The sequence below is a fragment of the Curtobacterium sp. P97 genome, assembly GCF_023712445.1.
Lineage (GTDB): Bacteria > Actinomycetota > Actinomycetes > Actinomycetales > Microbacteriaceae > Curtobacterium.
In genome coordinates this window covers 167,611-184,073 of record NZ_JAMAYF010000009.1, presented here as the reverse complement: position 1 = coordinate 184,073, position 16,463 = coordinate 167,611, and the positions used below count along the sequence as shown (strand labels likewise).

Below are 16,463 nucleotides of genomic sequence, written 5' to 3'. Positions count from 1 at the left end.
CTGGTGGGGCTGACCAGGACAACGGCACCGACAACGGCACCGACAACGGCACCGACAACACTGGTGGGGCGGACCAGGACAATGGCACCGACCAGACCGGTGGGGCGGACCAGGACAACGGCACCGACAACACTGGTGGGGCGGACCAGGACAACGGCACCGACAACGGCACCGACAAGACCGGTGGCGCGGACCAGGACAACGGCACCGACAACGGCACCGACAAGACCGGTGGGGCGGACCAGGACAACGGCACCGACAACACCGGTGGCGCTGACCAGGACAACGGCACCGACCAGACCGGTGGGAACGTGAAGGGCTCGAACGCGAACTCCACCGCGAACAAGAACGCCGCGGGTTCGTCCACGGCGTCCTTCCGGGCCGACGACAACTCCAACGCGTCGATCGTCGGAGCTGCCATCGGTGCGGCGAACTCGGACAACACGGGTGAGGCCACGGCCGCGGGTGACATCACCGCGAAGTCCGCGGCGCAGGTCGCGGGCAACATGGTGACGACGGCCTCGGCGGACACATCCAAGGACATCGCCTCGGACGCCAACATCGCTGCCCTCGGCGCTGCGAACCAGGCGGCGAACGCCGACAACAGCAGTGGCACGAACGCGAAGGGTACGTCGGCGGGCAACGGCCGTGCCGGTGCCGCGTCGAAGTCCGGTGCGATCGCGACCTCGACGACGAACGCGTCGACCGAGGCCGGCGGCACCAGCCAGGGTTCGGACGAGAACCAGGGTGCGACGAACACCGACGGTACGAACCAGGGTTCGGACGAGAACCAGGGTGCGACGAACACCGACGGCACGAACCAGGGTTCGGACAAGAACCAGGGCTCGACGAACTCGAAGGGCTCGAACGCGAACTCCACCGCGAACAAGAACGCCGCGGGTTCGTCAACGGCGTCGTACAAGGCGGACGACAAGTCCAACGCCAGCGTCCAGGGTGCTGCCCTGCCTGCGGCCAACTCGGACAACACCGGCGAGGCCACGGCTGCGGCGGACATCACCGCGAAGTCGGCGGCGCAGGTCGCAGGCAACATGGTGACGACAGCTTCGGCCGACACGTCGAAGGACGTGGACTCGGACGCCAACATCGCAGCGCTCGGCGCCGCGAACCAGGCGGCGAACGCCGACAACTCGAGCGCCACGAACGCGAAGGCGTCCGCGGCGAAGAACGGCAACGCCTCCGCAGCGTCGTCCTCGGCGGCGATCGCGAAGTCCACCTCGGACGCCTCGGGTGACGCGGCGGGCCAGGCCTCCGGCGAGCTCGCCTTCACCGGCTCCGACGTCCTGCCGGTCGTCGCGCCGCTGGCAGCGCTGCTCACCGCGCTGGGCGGTCTCGTCCTCTTCGCGGCGAAGCGTCGCAAGTCGCGCGAGGACGCGTAGTCCCACCACCCGTCACCACACCCGGTGACACCGGGGAGGCGACGGCACCACCCGTCGCCTCCCCCTTCTGCGTACCCCCGGGACGACCACCCCGGGCGTCCGCACCTGCCCACGGCCAGACCGCCACCCACCTGGGTGGCCGGAGACCAGGAAGCACATGCACCACTTGAACACCCAGCACGCCCGACGTCGTCGCGTGCTCACCACCACGGCCCTCGGGCTCACGACCGTCGTCCTCGGCAGCACCGCTGTGGCTGCCGCGGTCGTCCCGGCACCCGCTTCGGCCTCGACCGTCGCCGAACACACCGCCAAGGCGTCGGCTGCCCCGCACGGTGGCCCGGCCCCGGATCCGCAGGTCCTGTACTCCGAGGGCTTCGAGCACGACACCACCGACCAGTGGATCGGGCTCGAGGACTACGTCGGCGCCGAAGGGGAGCGCTACACCGCCGACCCGGCATGGCTCGACCACGACCAGTGCAACGGCATCATCCTCGACGGCGCGACCACGGATCTGCCGTCCTCGTGCGGGGCTTCGTCGCTCCGCGCCCTCGCGACCGCACTCGGCACCGTCGGTGGCAGCGCGGACCCGAAGGCGAACCACGTCGTGAGTGCGTGGACGACCGACAAGGCCGTGCCGAAGGGCGCCGTGCAGGCCGAGTCCGTGCAGACGTCGAAGATCAAGGACCCGGGTCGGTTCATCTCGTTCGGTGTGAACGCCGCAGCGGCGGCCTGCACGAACTACGTGCATCCCCTGCTCAACTTCGCGCTCATCGACGGCGAGGTCGAGCGACCGGTCTCCGACCACGCGATCGACCCGTGCACCGACGCAGCGTCGAAGGACCTGGACACCGACGGCGTCCCGCTCCGCGGCGGCTCGTTCGTCTCGAAGGGCGGCCTGCTGTTCGACGGCGACGCGATCCGCTGGGTGATGCGCAACGAGCAGACCTCGCCGAGCGGCAACGACGGGGCGATCGACCAGGTCACCGTCTACGACTCGACGCCCCAACTCCGCGCCGACCTGACCGGCGACGACCTGATCGTCGGTGACACGGCGCGACTCACCTTCACGGTGCTGAACACGAGCGAGGCCGGCAGCAAGCCCGGCTGGTCGTTCGAGGACGGTCTGCCCGACGCACTCCGCATCGCGGACCAGCCGAACGTCGCGACCACCTGCGCGAACGGCACGGTCGAGGCAACGGCCGGCGGGCACACCGTGCAGGCCTCCGGGGACCTCAGGAACGAGGAGGCCGCCTGCACCATCGCGCTCGACATCACGACGACGACGCCGGGGAACCACACGCTCGACGCCTCGTCGGTCACCACGTCGCGCGGCCTCGAGGACGCCGTGGACACGAAGATCGCCTTCGCGGCCGAGCACAACGCGCTCACCGTGACCGAGGAGCCGGTCCTCACCGGCGGCAACGGCGACGCCGTCGCCGACCTCGGTGAGCAGCTGGCCTTCCGCGTCACGGTGACGAACGCCGGGAACGTGGCGATCCACGACCTCGCCGTCACGTCCGGACAGGACCCGACCGACTGTGTCGCCACGAGCCTCCCGGTCGGTGCCAGCACCACCTGCACCACCGCGGCTCGCGCGGTGACCCAGGACGACGTCGACGCCGGCCGCGTCGACGACTCGGTCACCGTGTCCGCGGCATCGCGGCTCGACGCGGCGGTGGGGGCGACCGCATCCGCGTCCGTCCCCACCACCCCGGCTGCTCCGGCGCTCGGCCTGGAGGCGCGGCCCACGTCGTCGACGCCGGCCGCGGTCGGCGACGAGGTCGACCTGGAGGCCGTGGTCACCAACACGGGCAACGTCACGCTCCACGACGCCTCGGTCGAGGCCGCGGGCCGCGACCTGCCGGTCGCCTGCCCGTCGACCACGCTCGCACCGGGAGCGTCCGTCACGTGCGCGACGACGACCGGGTACCGCGTCGAGCAGACGGACGTGGACAACGGCGGCGTGACGCTGCAGTTCACGTCCGCGGCCCTGCCGCCCTCGGGTGACGCCGTGACGGCCGCTGCGACCACCGACGTCCGGACCCAGCACCCAGCTGCGGCGCTCGAGGCGTCGCTCTCTGCCTCGCACGACGACCTGCACGTCGGGGAGCCGATCGCGCTGCGGGGCACGGTCCGGAACACGGGCAACGTGACCGTGCACGACCTGTCGTACGCCGTGCCCGGGCGCCCGGAGCTGGCACCCGCGTGTGACGCGACCGAGCTCACGCCGGGCGCCTCCACCGAGTGCGTGGTCGGTGTGCACGAGGTCACCCAGGCGGACGTCGATGCCGGCCGGGTCGACGTCGCGGCCGTCGTCTCGGGCGCCGCGCCCGACGGCACCGCCGTCAGAGCCGATGCGTCCACGTCCGTCGAGGTCCCCCGTCACCCGGCGCTCGGCGTCACGGCGTCCGCGAACCTGGCGGCGTCGGAGCACGAGGTGCCCGAGGCGGGCGACCTGGTCGAGCGGAGCGCCACCGTGCGGAACGACGGCGACACGACGCTGACAGCGGTGACGGCCACGATCGGAGGTGACGAGGCGACGTGCGCGGAGATCGATCTCGCTCCCGGCGCGGAGACCGTCTGCCGTACCGAGGACAGCGCCCTCACCCAGGGTGACGTCGATGCCGGTGCGCTGACCGTCCCGGTCACCGCCGATGCCGTGGCCCCGGACAGCTCCTCCGTCGAGGCGTCCGACCGGGTCCGTGTCGGGCTCACCGGACGCGGCGGCCTCGACGTGCAGGGTGCGATCACCACGAGCACGGACGAGCCGCTGCGGCCCGGCGCGACGGTCGACGCGTCGTTCACCGTGCGGAACACCGGCAACCGGACGGTCGACTCGCTCGCGATCGAGTCCGAGGGGCTCGACTCGGCGGTCCCCTGTGGCGTCGACGAACTCGCGCCCGGCGCGACGACGACGTGTGCCACGGAGACGCCGACCCAGGTCACGTCGACCGCCGCATCCGCCGGTGAGCTCGAGCTGACGGCTCGTGCCAAGGGTCGGCTGGTCGACGTCGACGGTGCTGCGGACGAGTCGGTCACGCGTTCCGGCCTCGTCGTGACGCCCGGTACGGCGCACGAACGACCGACGTGGGTGTTCTCGCCCTGGTTCTCGAAGCAGCTCCGGACCGAGCCGGCTCCCACGCCGGCGCCGACCGCCGCGCCGGTGGTGCCCGAGCTCGCGTTCACCGGGTCGACCGTGCTCGCGGCGGTGCCCCTGGCGGTCGGCGGGATCCTCGTCGGGGTGCTCCTCTGGGGCCTCGCACGTCGTCGTCGCTCGGCTCCCGGGCACGAGTCGCACGACGGCTGAACCGTGCAGCGCGGGGGCCCTCGTGGTCCCCGCGCTGCTTCCATTCCGATCGCGGCATGCAGCCCGCTCCGCGCTCACTACACTCGGAACCTCCCACGACGAGGAGGCCCGGTTGCCCGGTACGACGAAGTTCGCCACCACGATGAGCCGTGCGGTGGTGACCCCGCTCGCGCGCCTGGTCTGGCGACCGCGCATCGTGGGACGGAAGAACGTACCGAAGCACGGGCCGGTCATCCTGGCGAGCAACCACAGGTCCTTCATCGACTCCCCGGCGATCACCCTCATGGCGCCGCGCAAGGTGTCCTTCCTGGCCAAGCAGGAGTACTTCACCGGGACCGGTCTGCGCGGTGCGGTCTCGCGCGCGTTCTTCGGCGGGATCGGTGCCATCGGGGTCGAACGCGGAGCGGGAGCCGCGGCGCAGCACGCCCTCGACCTCGGGCTCGAGCGGCTCGAGGCCGGCGAGGCCTTCGCCATCTACCCCGAGGGCACCCGGTCCCTCGACGGTCGGCTCTACAAGGGTCGGACCGGCGTGGCCTGGCTGGCGCTGACGAGCGGGGCGCCGGTGGTGCCGGTCGCACTCACCGGCACCGAGGACGTGCAGCCCGTCGGCTCGCGGCTGCCGCGGCTCGCCCGCGTCACCATCGAGTTCGGTGCACCGATGGACCTGTCCCACTTCGGCGAGGCGTCGTCCGGCCGTGCACGGCGCCACGCGACCGACGCCGTGATGGACGCGATCCAGGCGTTGAGCGGGCAGGAACCCGCGAACGCCTACAACAATCCGCCGTCGACGATCGTCGAGCGGGTCAAGCAGGTGCTGCGGCGCGACGACCCGACGCAAGCGGTCGAGCCCGACTGATCCAGAACGCGCTATTGCACATTCGGAATATCAGTGGTTGAATCGTCCTCGTGCCCGAGGCACGAGCCCAGTCGGACCGCCCAGGACGGCCCGATCCACCACTGACCGGAAGGCAAGCAGCATGTCCTCCACGCCCCTCTTCGACTCGATCTCGCGTCGGGCCTCCCGCGCCGCGACCACGGCTCCGGAACAGGCGCAGCCCGCGGTGACCCTTCCGGCGGCACCGGCACCGGCCCCGACGGCGACGCCCGCTCCGGCAGCAGCGGTCTCCGTCACCGCCGCACGCACCCGGGTCGTCCCCGCACCCACCTCGCCGCTGACGGCTCCCGTGTCCCCGATGCGGTCCGCCCTGGTGCCGGCTGCCCTCGTCGCCGCGATCGACGAGATCCCGCAGCGGGTCGGGACCGCGCTCCCGAACGAGGTCGCCGTCACGCCCGACCAGCTCGCCCTGGTCGAAGCGGTGACCGATGCGATCACCCGCGCGGTCGTCGACGCCGTCGTCGGGGAGCTCGAGCGCATCACGCGCGACGGCGTCGTCCGCGGCTGAGCCGACCGGCACCGCCACCGATGACGGACGACGTCCGAACGTCCCGACACACCCGATCCCGACACACCCCATCCCGACCCACCCGATCCGACCTCCCGACACGATGACGACGACCACGACCGACAGCGCCCCCGGCTCGGCGCCGGCGGCACCGATCCGCCCCCGCGGAGCGGCCCGCCGAGCGGCGAACGACGCCACTGCCCGGTCCGTCCGTGTCGGCCACCAGACCGCCGAGGCGGCGGTCCCCCCTGCCGCCGCCTCGGTGTCCACCACCACCACCACCACCGCCATCGACGACGCTCGGTCCGGAGCAGCCCTGCCGAGTCGTCGTGACCTCCGCACCCCTCGCCGGTCCGCCGATCGTCCCGGCAGGCTCGGCAAGCACAACAAGCACAACAAGCACAACAAGCACGGCCTGCGCGTACCCGACCTGCGCGTGCCCGACCCGCGCATCTCCGGGCGACCCGGGCGTGACCGGCGCGTCCCCGAGCTCCGCAGGGGCGTCGCTGTCGGTCGGCCTCAGCGTCCCGCGGCGCTGCCGGCGGCCCGATCGGGGTCGTCCTCGCGACTCCTCCCGGTGACGGCGTCCGCCCTCGCAGCCTGCCTGGTCGTCTCCGTGTCGACCCCGGCCGCCGCACTCGACGACCCCACCGGGTTCGGTCTCGGCGCCGCACCCGCATCCGCACCCGCGCACCAGGTCGCCCCGGCGCCGGAGCAGCACTACCGCGTCGCGTCCGGCGTCACCGTCACCGTCGTCCGCGACGGCTTCGACGTGCAGGCGACCCGGGCGGGTGGCGATCGACACGGCCGCGTGCAGATCACGACGGGCTCGGACGTGGTCCGTCCCGTCGCGGGGACGATCCCGACCGCCGGAGGCTTCGGCGGTCGGCAGGTCGCCGGGTGTGGTGCGTGCTCGACGAACCACCACGGGCTCGACTTCGCCGCGGCATCCGGGACGCCCGTCGTCGCCTCGATGCCCGGACGGGTCGTGTCCGCCGGGCCGCTCGGCGGGTACGGCAACCAGGTGCTCCTCGCACATCCGGACGGCACGCAGACGCGGTACGGGCACCTGTCCCGCATCGACGTCCTGCCCGGGCAGACGCTGTCGGCCGGCGAACAGCTCGGCGCCGTGGGCAGCACCGGGGTCTCCACCGGCCCGCACCTGCACTTCGAGGTCATCGTCGGCGGGACGCCGATCGATCCGGCCCCGTGGCTGGCCGCTCGCGGCCTGCTCTGAACGGGTCGCACCGGCGACGGGTGTCGGCGTCCGCACGCCGACCGGGCCAGGATGGTCGGGCCGTGCAGGCGTAGCGTCGAGAGCGACGTCGGCAGGGTGCCGGACGCAGGACGGAGACAGTGGTGCGCGTGACGGTGCTGGGTACGGGGACGATGGGTGCAGGGGTCGCGGGGTCGCTGCTGCGCGAGGGCCACCGGGTGACCGTGTGGAACCGCAGCGCCGACAAGGCCCGCCCGCTCGGCGACGCCGGCGCCACCGTGGCGACGGACGCTGCCGCGGCGGTCAGCGACGCCGAGGTCGTCCTGCTGACGCTCTTCGACACCGATGCGGTCGTCGACGTCCTCGAGACCGCTGCCGGGGACGCTCCCGCGGACGCCGTGTGGGTGCAGGCCTCGACCATCGGCGTCGCGGGGACCGAGACCGTGGTGCAGTTGGCCGAGAAGTACGGCATCACCCTCGTCGAGGCGATGATGCTCGGCACGAAGGCCCCGGCGGAGCAGGGCAAGCTCACCATGCTCGCCGCCGGCCCGTCGGACGTGCTCGACCGTGTGGACCCGGTGCTCGACGCCATCGGGGCGAAGACCGTCCGCGCGGGGGAGCGGGTCGGCGACGGTACGGCCCTGAAGCTCGCGGCCAACGCCTGGGTCGCGTCGATCACCGCCGCCACCGGCCAGTCGCTCGCGATCGCCCGTGCGCTCGGACTCGACCCGCAGCTGTTCCTCGACGCGATCGACGGCACCGCGAGCGACTCGCCCTACGCGCACACGAAGGGTGCAGCGATGATCGGCGGTGACCTCGCGCCACAGTTCGCCCTCGACGGCCTGCGGAAGGACATCGGGCTGATCGGCGACGCGGCACGGACCGCGGGGGTGTCGACGACCCTCCTCGACGCGCTCGACCGGGTCTACGCCGACGCGAGTGCAGCCGGGCACGGCGCCGACGACATCGCTGCGGTGGGCACCGCCTTCGCCGACGACCAGCGGTAGGCCGCCCGCCGGGTCAGTCTCGGCGCAGCCAGCGCAGCACGGCGCCGCGGAGTCGTCCGACGGCCTCGTCGTTCATCGTGTTCGCCAGGTCGAAGGCCTCCCGCGCGGGGTCGGCGCCGTTCCGGATGCGCCGGAGTGCGGCGTCGGCCCGGGCGCGTGCGTCGAGCTCGGCGAGCGGCATGTCGTCCTCGGGGTCGCGCGCGTGCTCGCGGCCCGGCTCCTGCGACCGCGGACCGAGCGGTGGGACCCCGACGGGTTCGTCCGGTGCGCTGGGCATGGGACGAGGCTACGCGGAGCGCTCCGTGTCGGCCGCGTCCTCGTCGTGGTCGACGACCCGGGCCATCTCCTCGAGGAACGCGACGATGACCGACATGTCCGTCTGTGGCAGGTGCTCGGCGACCTCGATCGCGCGCGTGTCGAGCTGGTCGATCACCCGCAGCACCTGCCGCATCGACCCGCCGGACGCGGTGAGGATGACCCCACGGCGGTCGTGGGGGTCGGGGTGTCGTTCGACGTGACCGCTGCGGACGAGTCGGTCCACGAGTGCCGAGGTCGACGCCGGCGTGATCTCGAGTCGGTCGGCGAGTTCCTTCGCGTTGACGGAGCGTCCCTCGGACTCGGCGTCCAGCAGGACCCGGAGCGCGAGCAGTGCGTTCTCGCCGATGCCGAGTGCCTCGCGCGCCCGGCGCTGTGCAGCACTCTCGGCGCTCCGGTACCTACGGAGCGCGTTCAGTACGTCCACCGCGTCGACCCTGGATCCTGACCCGTACCAGAAGCCCGTGGTGGTGTTCGTCACCTCGGTCGTCATACGGACAATGCTAGACGCTCTAGTTAGATTGTCTAGCGAGTGTCCCCTGGGAGCGCGTCTGCCGGATGGCTCGCAACACCCGTGACGCGGTCCCGAAACACCGCCGCAACGCCCGCTCGGTAGCTTCGCCGCATGCAGGAGCCGACGTGCTGAGCCGACTCGCGGGGAGCGTGTTCCACGTCGGGAGCGCGGTGGAGCGGGCCGACGTGGTCGCGAGGATGCTCGACGTCTACGTCGTCCGGCCCGACGCGGGTGTGGTCGAGGAGGAGTCCACGGTCGGCTCCGTGCTGCACCGCGTCGTGGGGGCACACGCGCCCGCACGACGCCGTGAGCGTGCGGCCGTCGTCGAGTCGCTCGCCCTCGACCGGCACGAACCCGCCTCGGTCGCACACGCGGTCGGTGTGGCACGGGACCACGCCCGTCGCGCGCGCGAGGTCGTGTCCACCGAGCTCTGGGACTGCCTCGACGTCACCCGGTCGCGCATGCCGCGCAAGGTCGCCGTCGACCGGGCGCACGAGTTCCTCGCGTGGGTGCGGGAACGGAGCGCGCTGGCCGTCGGCGTCGTCGAGGGTGACGTCAGCCGCGACGAGGTGTGGGAGTTCTTCACCCTGGGCAGGTCCCTGCTGCGGTGCGGCCTCACGGCGCGGTTGCTGGCGTCGTCGCTCGTCGATGCGGGGTCGGCGGCGTCGTGGACCACCGCGCTGCGGGCGTGCGGTGCCGGCGAGGCCTTCCGGCGGGGGCGCGACCACCACGGCGTCGATCCGCGGGACGCCGCCGGGTTCCTGCTCCACGAGTCGCACAGTCCGCGGTCGCTCGCGTTCCTCGCGGCGCGCGCCGACGACTGCCTCGCGGACGTCGCGCCCGCCTGCGTGGGGGACCAGGTCGCCGCGTTCCGGGTCGCGCGTTCGGCGCTCGGACGCGTGGAGGTCGGTGCTCCGGACCGGATCCGAGCCGCCGCCGAGGGACTCGCCGCCGCGGTCGACGCCGTCGTCGCGGCGCTCGAGGACCGCGTCTTCACGGTCGCGACCCCCGCGCGCTGAGCTGCGGTCGTCGGGCGGGGCACAGCGCCGGACGGGAGGGCCGTGGCGGGCTGGCACCGTGCCTCCCGGCCGACATCCTGTCGCGGTGCGCGCGCGGCGGGGGTGGCCCGTGCCTCCTGGCCGGCGACGGTCCCGACGCTCAGACCGAGCTGGACCGGTCCGCCACCGCCTCGTCGCGCTCCAGGTCGCGCCGCAGCGCGGCACGCGACGCCCGCGTGCCGACCACCGGCACCGCGTGCGTGACCGCGAGGTGCAGTCGGGCGTCGGCGTCGTACCGCAGCCGCAGGTGTTCCCAGCGGACGAGCCAGACCAGGGCGATCGCGAGCGCGACGAAGCCCGACGCGGCTCCCACCACGATCGCCCAGCGTGGCCCCCACGCATCCGCGACGGCGCCCACCACCGGGGCGCCGATCGGCGTGCCCCCGGCGAAGATCGCCATGTACAGCGCCATCACGCGACCGCGCATCGCGGGCTTCGTGGTGGTCTGCACGAGCGCGTTGGCCGTGGTCATGAAGGTGAGCGAGGCCAAGCCGACGAAGACGAGCACGACCGCGAAGGTCCAGTACGTCGGGGCGAGGGCCGCCGCCGTGCACGCCAGGCCGAAGCCGGCCGAGGCGACGACGAGGGTCCGCATCCGCGGGCGGTCCCGCCGGGCGGAGAGGAGCGCGCCGGCGACCGAACCGATCGCCATGACGGAGTTCAGCAGGCCGAACTCGCCGGCACCCTTGCCGAACTCGACCCGCGCCATGGTCGAGGTGAAGATGGGGAAGTTCACGCCGAAGGTCCCCACGACGAAGATCATGCAGAGCACCACGATGATGTCCGGACGGGTCCGCACGTAGGTGAAGCCGGCGAGGATCTGCCCCTTCCCGCGCTTCGCGCGCACGCGTTCGGCGAGCTGGGCGGGGTCGACGAAGCGGAGCGCGACGAGGACGGCCAGGAACGAGCCGGCGTTGATGACGAACACCCAGCCGGACCCGATCGCGGCGATGAGCACCCCCGCGACCGCGGGCCCGATGAGCCGGGCGGCGTTGAAGGACGCCGAGTTCAGCGCGACGGCGTTCGAGACGTGCTCGCCCTGCACGACGTCGGAGACGAACGCCTGCCGGATCGGGGTGTCGAACGCGGCGACGATGCCGAGCGCCAGGGCGAAGCCGTACAGGGACCACAGGGTCGCCGTGTCGGTGAGGACCATGATCCCGAGGCCGAGCCCGAGGGCGCCCATGAGTCCCTGCGTCAGCATGAGCATCCGCCGCCGGTCGAAGCGGTCCGCAGCCAGGCCGGTCAGCGGGAGCAGGAGCAGCTGCGGACCGAACTGCAGCGCCATCGTGATGCCGACCGCGATCGCGTCGTTGTCGGACAGCTTCGTCAGGACGATCCAGTCCTGGGCGGTGCGCTGCATCCAGGTGCCGACGTTGGAGACCAGGGCCCCGGCGAACCAGATGCGGTAGTTGCGGGTGGACAGGGAGCGGAACAGGGCGGTCACTGCTGGGCAAGCCTCCTCATGATCTCGGTGGCCTCGGCGAGGGTGCGGCGCTCGGTGGCGGTCAGGGTCGTGAGGCGCGGGGAGAGCCAGTCGTCGCGGCGGCGCCGGGTCTCCTCGACGAAGGTCGCTCCGGCCGGGGTCGCGGCGAGCAGGACCTTGCGGCGGTCGTCGCCGTGGTCGACCTTCGACACGAGGCCACGGTCCACGAGCACCGCGATCGACTTCGTCATGCTCGGCGGTGTGACGCCGTCCTGCCGGCTGAGCTCGGCGAGGGTCATGGCGCCCTCGCGGTGCAGTCGCGCGAGGGCCGAGAACTGGCCGTCCGTCATGCTCGCGTCGACCTTCTGTGCGCGCAGCGTCCGGGACAACCGGGCCACCGCGACGCGGAGGTCGGTGGCGAGTGAGGTGTCGGGCACGACCGTTAGCCTACCTCATTAGTTCAGCGAACGAACTGGTCTGCGCGAGGTGTACGCTGCGTACGCAACACGTGTTGCTTTGTGCACGATCGACGGAACGTCGAGGAAGAAGGAGAACATGTCCGAGTTCGAGGGCAGGGTCGCCGTCGTCACTGGTGGCGGCAGCGGCATCGGGGCTGCGATCGCGAAGGAGCTCGCGGCCGCGGGCGCGCGGGTCGTCGTCACCGACATCAAGGCCGAGGCTGCGCAGCGCGTCGTGGCCGAGATCGAGGACGCCGGGGGCACCGCGAGTGCGTTCGAGGCGAACTCCGCGGTCGCGGGCGACAACGAGCGGATGGTCCAGCACGCGGTCGACACCTACGGCGCGCTCCACCTCGCGGTGAACAACGCCGGCATCGGTGCGGCTCCCCAGCCCATCGGCGAGTACGACGTCGAGGCGTGGGACCGGGTCCGCGCGGTCGACCTCGACGGCGTCTTCTACGGGCTCCGCTACGAGATCCCGGCGATCCTGGCTGCCGGTGGTGGCGCGATCGTGAACATGGCGTCGGTGCTGGGGTCGGTCGGCATCGCGCACAACGCCGCGTACGTGGCGTCGAAGCACGCGCTCGTCGGGCTGACCAAGGTCGCGGCGCTCGAGTACACGGCGCAGGGTGTCCGCACGAACGCGGTCGGTCCCGGGTTCATCGACACCCCGCTCGTCCGGTCGTCGCTCTCCGCCGAGGAGCTCGCGGCGCTCGAGGGTGAGCACGCGGCGAAGCGGCTCGGTACCGATGCCGAGGTCGCAGCGCTCGTGCTGTTCCTGCTGAGCGACAAGGCCTCGTTCATCAGCGGCAGCTACCACCTGGTCGACGGCGGGTACTCCGCGCACTGACCCCGGAGCGGGTGTACTTGGTCGGATCGGGCGTACCCGGTGAGAACGGGCGTACCTGATCGCAACGATCGACCAGGTACGCCCGTTCTCACCTTCCATCGCAGGTGCGATGGGAAAGAACGGGCGAACGGGAGGCGCGGCGCGGCGCGAGCGCGCCGTCTCGCCAGCGCGGACGCGACGAGAATGGTGGCGCGCCTGCCACCCGGGACGGATCGGGCGTGCCTGGTCGGTCCGGGCGTACCTGGTCGGAACTTCCGGTCAGGTACGCCCGTTCTCTCCCTGCATCGCGAGTGTCATGGGAAGGAACGGGCAGACAGGAGGCGCGACCCGAGTCCCCGACGTCGAGCACGCTGGTCGCGCCTCCCGTCCCGGCGCGTGGTGCCGATGGACCGTCGGCTCGCGTCGGGCGCTCAGCCTGCGTCGGGCGCGAGGATCGCGTCGTGGGGGAGCAGGGCGTGCACGCCCCAGGTCCGGTTCGCGACCTGGGTCACGCGCATGCTCACCGCGACGCTCGCCATCGCCAGTGCCTGCCCGCGGGTGATCCCGTGCAGCCCGACGATCCAGTCGACCATCCGGTCGAGCGCCGTCGTCGTCGCCGTGTTGAGGTCGGCGTCGAACCCGAACGTGATGCGGCCGGCAGGGGTGTCGGCGTGGACGCCCTCGACCGGGGCGTGGTCGAGCAGGGACAGCGTCATCGTGGTGGTCATGCCGCACTCGACCGCGGTGCCGGAGACCTCGCCGTCGCCCTGTGCGGCGTGCCCGTCCCCGACGGAGAGCAGCGCGTCCGGCACGGTGACGGGCAGGTACAGCGTCGCGCCGGCGACCAGTTCTCGGCAGTCGATGTTGCCCCCGCCGAGCGGACGCGGCGGGATCGTCGAGTGCTCCCCGGTGGGCTCCGGCGGCAGACCGACCACGCCGAGGAACGGCGCGGTCCGGACGCCCAGCCCGAGCTGGTTCCACGCCGTGCCGGCGTCCGCGTCGACGTCCCAGAGCAGCGGCCCGCGCGACGCAGCGTCGACGAGCCCGAGCGCCCGGTTGACCGGGGTGTCGACGCCGCCGGACCCGGTGTAGCCCCAGTCGTCCGGCACCAGCGCGTCGAAGCGCACGGCGAGCACCTGTCCGGGTCGCGCTCCCGCGACCGCGATCGGTCCGACCAGGCAGTGCCCGCGTCGCGGATCGAGGAGCGTCGGCGCGTCCGCCCCCGGCGCGGCCAGCCGTTCGGTGTAGCCCGCGGCGCTCAGCGTCCGGACGGTCACGGTGTCACCGTCCTCGACGCGGAGCACGGGCTCGCGTTCCGCGGTGAGGACGTCGACAGCGGTGTCGGGCGAGGCATCGATGCGGTGGGAGGTCACCGGTCGATCCTCCCAGGCGTGCAGCGTTCCTGGTGGACATGCGCAGGCTCCGAGCCGGCTGCGTGGACGCCGGACGGACACGCCACGGACCGCCTGCGCCGCCTCCACGTCTGCGAGGATCGACCCGTGCCCACCTTCTCCGCCGCTCGAGGGGACTCCTCGTTCACCGACGCCCACGGCGTCGAGATCGTCTACTCGACCTGGCGCGCCGCCAGGCCGAAGGGCATCGTGCAGATCGCGCACGGCGTCGGGGAGCACGGGCTCCGGTACGAGCCGCTGGCGCAGGACCTCGTCCGTGCCGGGTACACCGTGCACGCGAACGACCACCGCGGGCACGGCCGGACCGGTCTGGCGCAGTGGGACGGGGACCACGCGCGGCTCGGACGGCTGGGACCCGGTGGCCTGCGTGCGGCGATCGCGGCCGTGGAGCAGATGACCGCCGTCGCCCGCGCGCAGGACCCCGGCGTCCCGCTCGTGCTCGTCGGGCACTCGTGGGGGTCGCTCATGGCACAGCGGATCGTCAACACCTCGTCGGAGCGGTACGACGGGGTCGTGCTCTCCGCCACGGCGTACCGACTGCCCGGGTGGATGAACAGCGGCGACCTGAACGCCCGGCACGCGGGCTCCGGACCGACGAAGTTCGAGTGGATCACGCGCGACCGGGCCGTCATCGACGCGATCGCCGCCGACCCGCTCGCGGTCGAGGCCGACGTGATCAAGCTCTTCGGTGTCCGTGACGCAGCGCGGCTGCTCGGCGTGCCGCGCCGAGGCATCCCGCACGACCTGCCGATCCTGCTGCAGGTCGGATCGGACGACACCCTCGGCGGCCCCCGTTCCGTGGAGCGGCTCGCCCAGGCGTACCGCCGTCGCGGTCGGCTGTCGGACGTCCAGGTCCACGTCTACGAGGGGGCGCGGCACGAGGTCTACAACGAGACGAACCGCGACGAGGTGGTCGCCGACCTGATCGCGTGGCTCGACCGCCACGTGACGCGCTGACGCGACGGGGTGCCGGACGGGAGGCGCGTGGCAGCGGTGCCCCGTGCCTCCCGTCCGGCCGGTGGCGGGCGTAGGCTCGCCCTGTGCACGGTGAGTACAAGGTCCCCGGAGGCAAGCTGGTCGTCGTCGACCTCGAGGTCGTCGACGGGAGCATCCAGGAGTTCCGGCTGGCGGGCGACTTCTTCCTCGAGCCGGACGACGCGCTGCCGCTGATCGACCAGGCCGTGGACGGCCTGCCCGCGACCACCGACGCGGCCGGCATCGCCGCCGCGGTCCGCACGGCGCTGCCCGAGGGGGCGGTGCTGCTCGGCTTCACACCGGAGTCGGTGGGGGTCGCCGTCCGTCGCGCGCTCTCGCGGGCGTCGACGTGGCAGGAGTACGACTGGGAGATCGTGCACGAGGGGCCGATCAGCCCGAACGAGCACCTCGCACTCGACCAGGTCCTGACCGAGGAGGTCGGTGCCGGCCGTCGCGGTCCGACCCTGCGCATCTGGGAGTGGGACCAGCCCGCGGTCGTGATCGGGTCGTTCCAGTCCTTGAAGAACGAGGTCGACCCGACCGGTGCCGCGAAGTACGGCGTCGAGGTCGTCCGCCGCATCTCCGGCGGTGGCGCCATGTTCATGGACGCCGGCGCGATCATCTCGTACTCGTTGTACGTGCCGACCGACCTCGTGCAGGGCATGACCTTCGCCGACTCGTACGCCTACCTGGACGAGTGGGTGATCGAGGCGCTGAAGTCACTCGGGATCGACGCGTACTACCAGCCGCTCAACGACATCTCCTCGACCAAGGGCAAGATCGGCGGCGCGGCGCAGAAGCGGCTCGGCACCGGCGCCCTGCTGCACCACGCCACGATGAGCTACGACATGGACGGCCAGAAGATGGTCGAGGTGCTCCGCATCGGTCGCGAGAAGATGAGCGACAAGGGGACGACCTCGGCCGCCAAGCGTGTCGACCCGCTGCGTTCGCAGACCGGCCTGACCCGAGCCGAGATCATCGACCGGCTGATCGGCACCTTCACGAAGCTCTACGGCGCGCACGAGGGCCACGTGACCGAGGCGGAGCGGGCCCGCGCGCGGGAGCTGGTCGAGACGAAGTTCGCGACGCGGGAGTGGCTCGAGCGGGTGCCCTGACCGGGCAGTGACGCCCGTACGGAGCGCCCTC

At 72.4% G+C, this 16,463-nt stretch carries 15 protein-coding genes; 10 read left to right on the top strand and 5 right to left on the bottom strand.

Annotated elements, in window-relative coordinates:
* The 6 genes from M3677_RS11600 to M3677_RS11575 all read left to right on the top strand — a co-directional run.
* Positions 1–1,397: beta strand repeat-containing protein (locus M3677_RS11600; protein WP_368859911.1), on the top strand; the 1,397-nt coding region annotated here is incomplete at its 5' end.
* A 157-nt stretch (positions 1,398–1,554) separates the two neighbouring features.
* Positions 1,555–4,704: a hypothetical protein gene (locus M3677_RS11595; RefSeq protein WP_251160625.1), complete on the top strand. Its 3,150-nt coding sequence runs from the start codon at positions 1,555–1,557 to the stop codon at positions 4,702–4,704.
* Between the two features lie 142 nt (positions 4,705–4,846).
* A complete protein-coding gene (locus M3677_RS11590; RefSeq protein ID WP_081985203.1) occupies positions 4,847–5,560 on the top strand; it encodes a 1-acyl-sn-glycerol-3-phosphate acyltransferase in 714 nt (237 codons plus the stop codon).
* 121 nt (positions 5,561–5,681) lie between these two features.
* Positions 5,682–6,107 carry a hypothetical protein gene (locus M3677_RS11585; protein ID WP_209683971.1) on the top strand — a complete coding sequence of 142 codons (426 nt, stop codon included), beginning with the start codon at positions 5,682–5,684 and terminating at the stop codon, positions 6,105–6,107.
* Between the two features lie 103 nt (positions 6,108–6,210).
* Positions 6,211–7,344 carry a M23 family metallopeptidase gene (locus tag M3677_RS11580; RefSeq protein ID WP_251160624.1) on the top strand — a complete coding sequence of 378 codons (1,134 nt, stop codon included), beginning with the start codon at positions 6,211–6,213 and terminating at the stop codon, positions 7,342–7,344.
* Positions 7,345–7,472: 128 nt separating this feature from the next.
* The gene (locus M3677_RS11575) at positions 7,473–8,330 is read left to right on the top strand and encodes an NAD(P)-dependent oxidoreductase (RefSeq protein ID WP_209683967.1); all 858 of its coding nucleotides are present in this window, start codon (positions 7,473–7,475) and stop codon (positions 8,328–8,330) included.
* 13 nt (positions 8,331–8,343) lie between these two features.
* Here M3677_RS11575 and M3677_RS11570 read toward each other — a convergent pair whose 3' ends face one another.
* Positions 8,344–8,607, bottom strand: a complete 264-nt coding sequence (locus tag M3677_RS11570) for a hypothetical protein (RefSeq protein WP_066652222.1) — start codon at positions 8,605–8,607, stop codon at positions 8,344–8,346.
* Between the two features lie 9 nt (positions 8,608–8,616).
* Complete coding sequence (locus M3677_RS11565; protein WP_066652224.1) at positions 8,617–9,138, bottom strand: MarR family winged helix-turn-helix transcriptional regulator; 522 nt, start codon at positions 9,136–9,138, stop codon at positions 8,617–8,619.
* A 146-nt stretch (positions 9,139–9,284) separates the two neighbouring features.
* Here M3677_RS11565 and M3677_RS11560 point away from each other — a divergent pair, with 146 nt between their 5' ends.
* Positions 9,285–10,178: an alpha-E domain-containing protein gene (locus tag M3677_RS11560; protein ID WP_251160623.1), complete on the top strand. Its 894-nt coding sequence runs from the start codon at positions 9,285–9,287 to the stop codon at positions 10,176–10,178.
* A gap of 139 nt (positions 10,179–10,317) precedes the next feature.
* On the opposite strand, the gene M3677_RS11555 is transcribed toward M3677_RS11560, so the two are convergent.
* Both M3677_RS11555 and M3677_RS11550 read right to left on the bottom strand, forming a co-directional pair.
* The gene (locus M3677_RS11555; protein WP_066652228.1) at positions 10,318–11,664 is read right to left on the bottom strand and encodes an MFS transporter; all 1,347 of its coding nucleotides are present in this window, start codon (positions 11,662–11,664) and stop codon (positions 10,318–10,320) included.
* Positions 11,661–12,080, bottom strand: a complete 420-nt coding sequence (locus M3677_RS11550; RefSeq protein ID WP_066652230.1) for a MarR family winged helix-turn-helix transcriptional regulator — start codon at positions 12,078–12,080, stop codon at positions 11,661–11,663. Before M3677_RS11550 ends, M3677_RS11555 begins: the two co-directional genes overlap by 4 nt.
* A gap of 118 nt (positions 12,081–12,198) precedes the next feature.
* Here M3677_RS11550 and M3677_RS11545 point away from each other — a divergent pair, with 118 nt between their 5' ends.
* Positions 12,199–12,951, top strand: a complete 753-nt coding sequence (locus M3677_RS11545; RefSeq protein WP_251155346.1) for an SDR family NAD(P)-dependent oxidoreductase — start codon at positions 12,199–12,201, stop codon at positions 12,949–12,951.
* A 410-nt stretch (positions 12,952–13,361) separates the two neighbouring features.
* Here the strand turns inward: M3677_RS11545 and M3677_RS11540 are convergent, their stop codons facing one another.
* Entirely contained in the window at positions 13,362–14,303 is a 942-nt protein-coding gene (locus tag M3677_RS11540; protein WP_251160622.1) for an acetamidase/formamidase family protein, read from the bottom strand.
* A gap of 126 nt (positions 14,304–14,429) precedes the next feature.
* Between M3677_RS11540 and M3677_RS11535 the strand changes: the two genes are divergently transcribed.
* Both M3677_RS11535 and M3677_RS11530 read left to right on the top strand, forming a co-directional pair.
* Positions 14,430–15,299 (top strand): alpha/beta hydrolase, encoded by an 870-nt coding sequence (locus M3677_RS11535; RefSeq protein ID WP_251160621.1) that lies wholly within the window; start codon positions 14,430–14,432, stop codon positions 15,297–15,299.
* A gap of 83 nt (positions 15,300–15,382) precedes the next feature.
* Positions 15,383–16,432, top strand: a complete 1,050-nt coding sequence (locus M3677_RS11530) for a biotin/lipoate A/B protein ligase family protein (RefSeq protein WP_066652234.1) — start codon at positions 15,383–15,385, stop codon at positions 16,430–16,432.
* The last annotated feature ends 31 nt before the right edge of the window (positions 16,433–16,463 follow it).

Coding starts and splice junctions, on each gene's coding strand:
- M3677_RS11580 (WP_251160624.1), top strand. CDS start 6,211: ATGACGACGACCACGACCGACAGCGCCCCCGGCTCGGCGCCGGCGGCA.
- M3677_RS11590 (WP_081985203.1), top strand. CDS start 4,847: ATGAGCCGTGCGGTGGTGACCCCGCTCGCGCGCCTGGTCTGGCGACCG.
- M3677_RS11585 (WP_209683971.1), top strand. CDS start 5,682: ATGTCCTCCACGCCCCTCTTCGACTCGATCTCGCGTCGGGCCTCCCGC.
- M3677_RS11545 (WP_251155346.1), top strand. CDS start 12,199: ATGTCCGAGTTCGAGGGCAGGGTCGCCGTCGTCACTGGTGGCGGCAGC.
- M3677_RS11570 (WP_066652222.1), bottom strand. CDS start 8,607: ATGCCCAGCGCACCGGACGAACCCGTCGGGGTCCCACCGCTCGGTCCG.
- M3677_RS11565 (WP_066652224.1), bottom strand. CDS start 9,138: ATGACGACCGAGGTGACGAACACCACCACGGGCTTCTGGTACGGGTCA.
- M3677_RS11595 (WP_251160625.1), top strand. CDS start 1,555: ATGCACCACTTGAACACCCAGCACGCCCGACGTCGTCGCGTGCTCACC.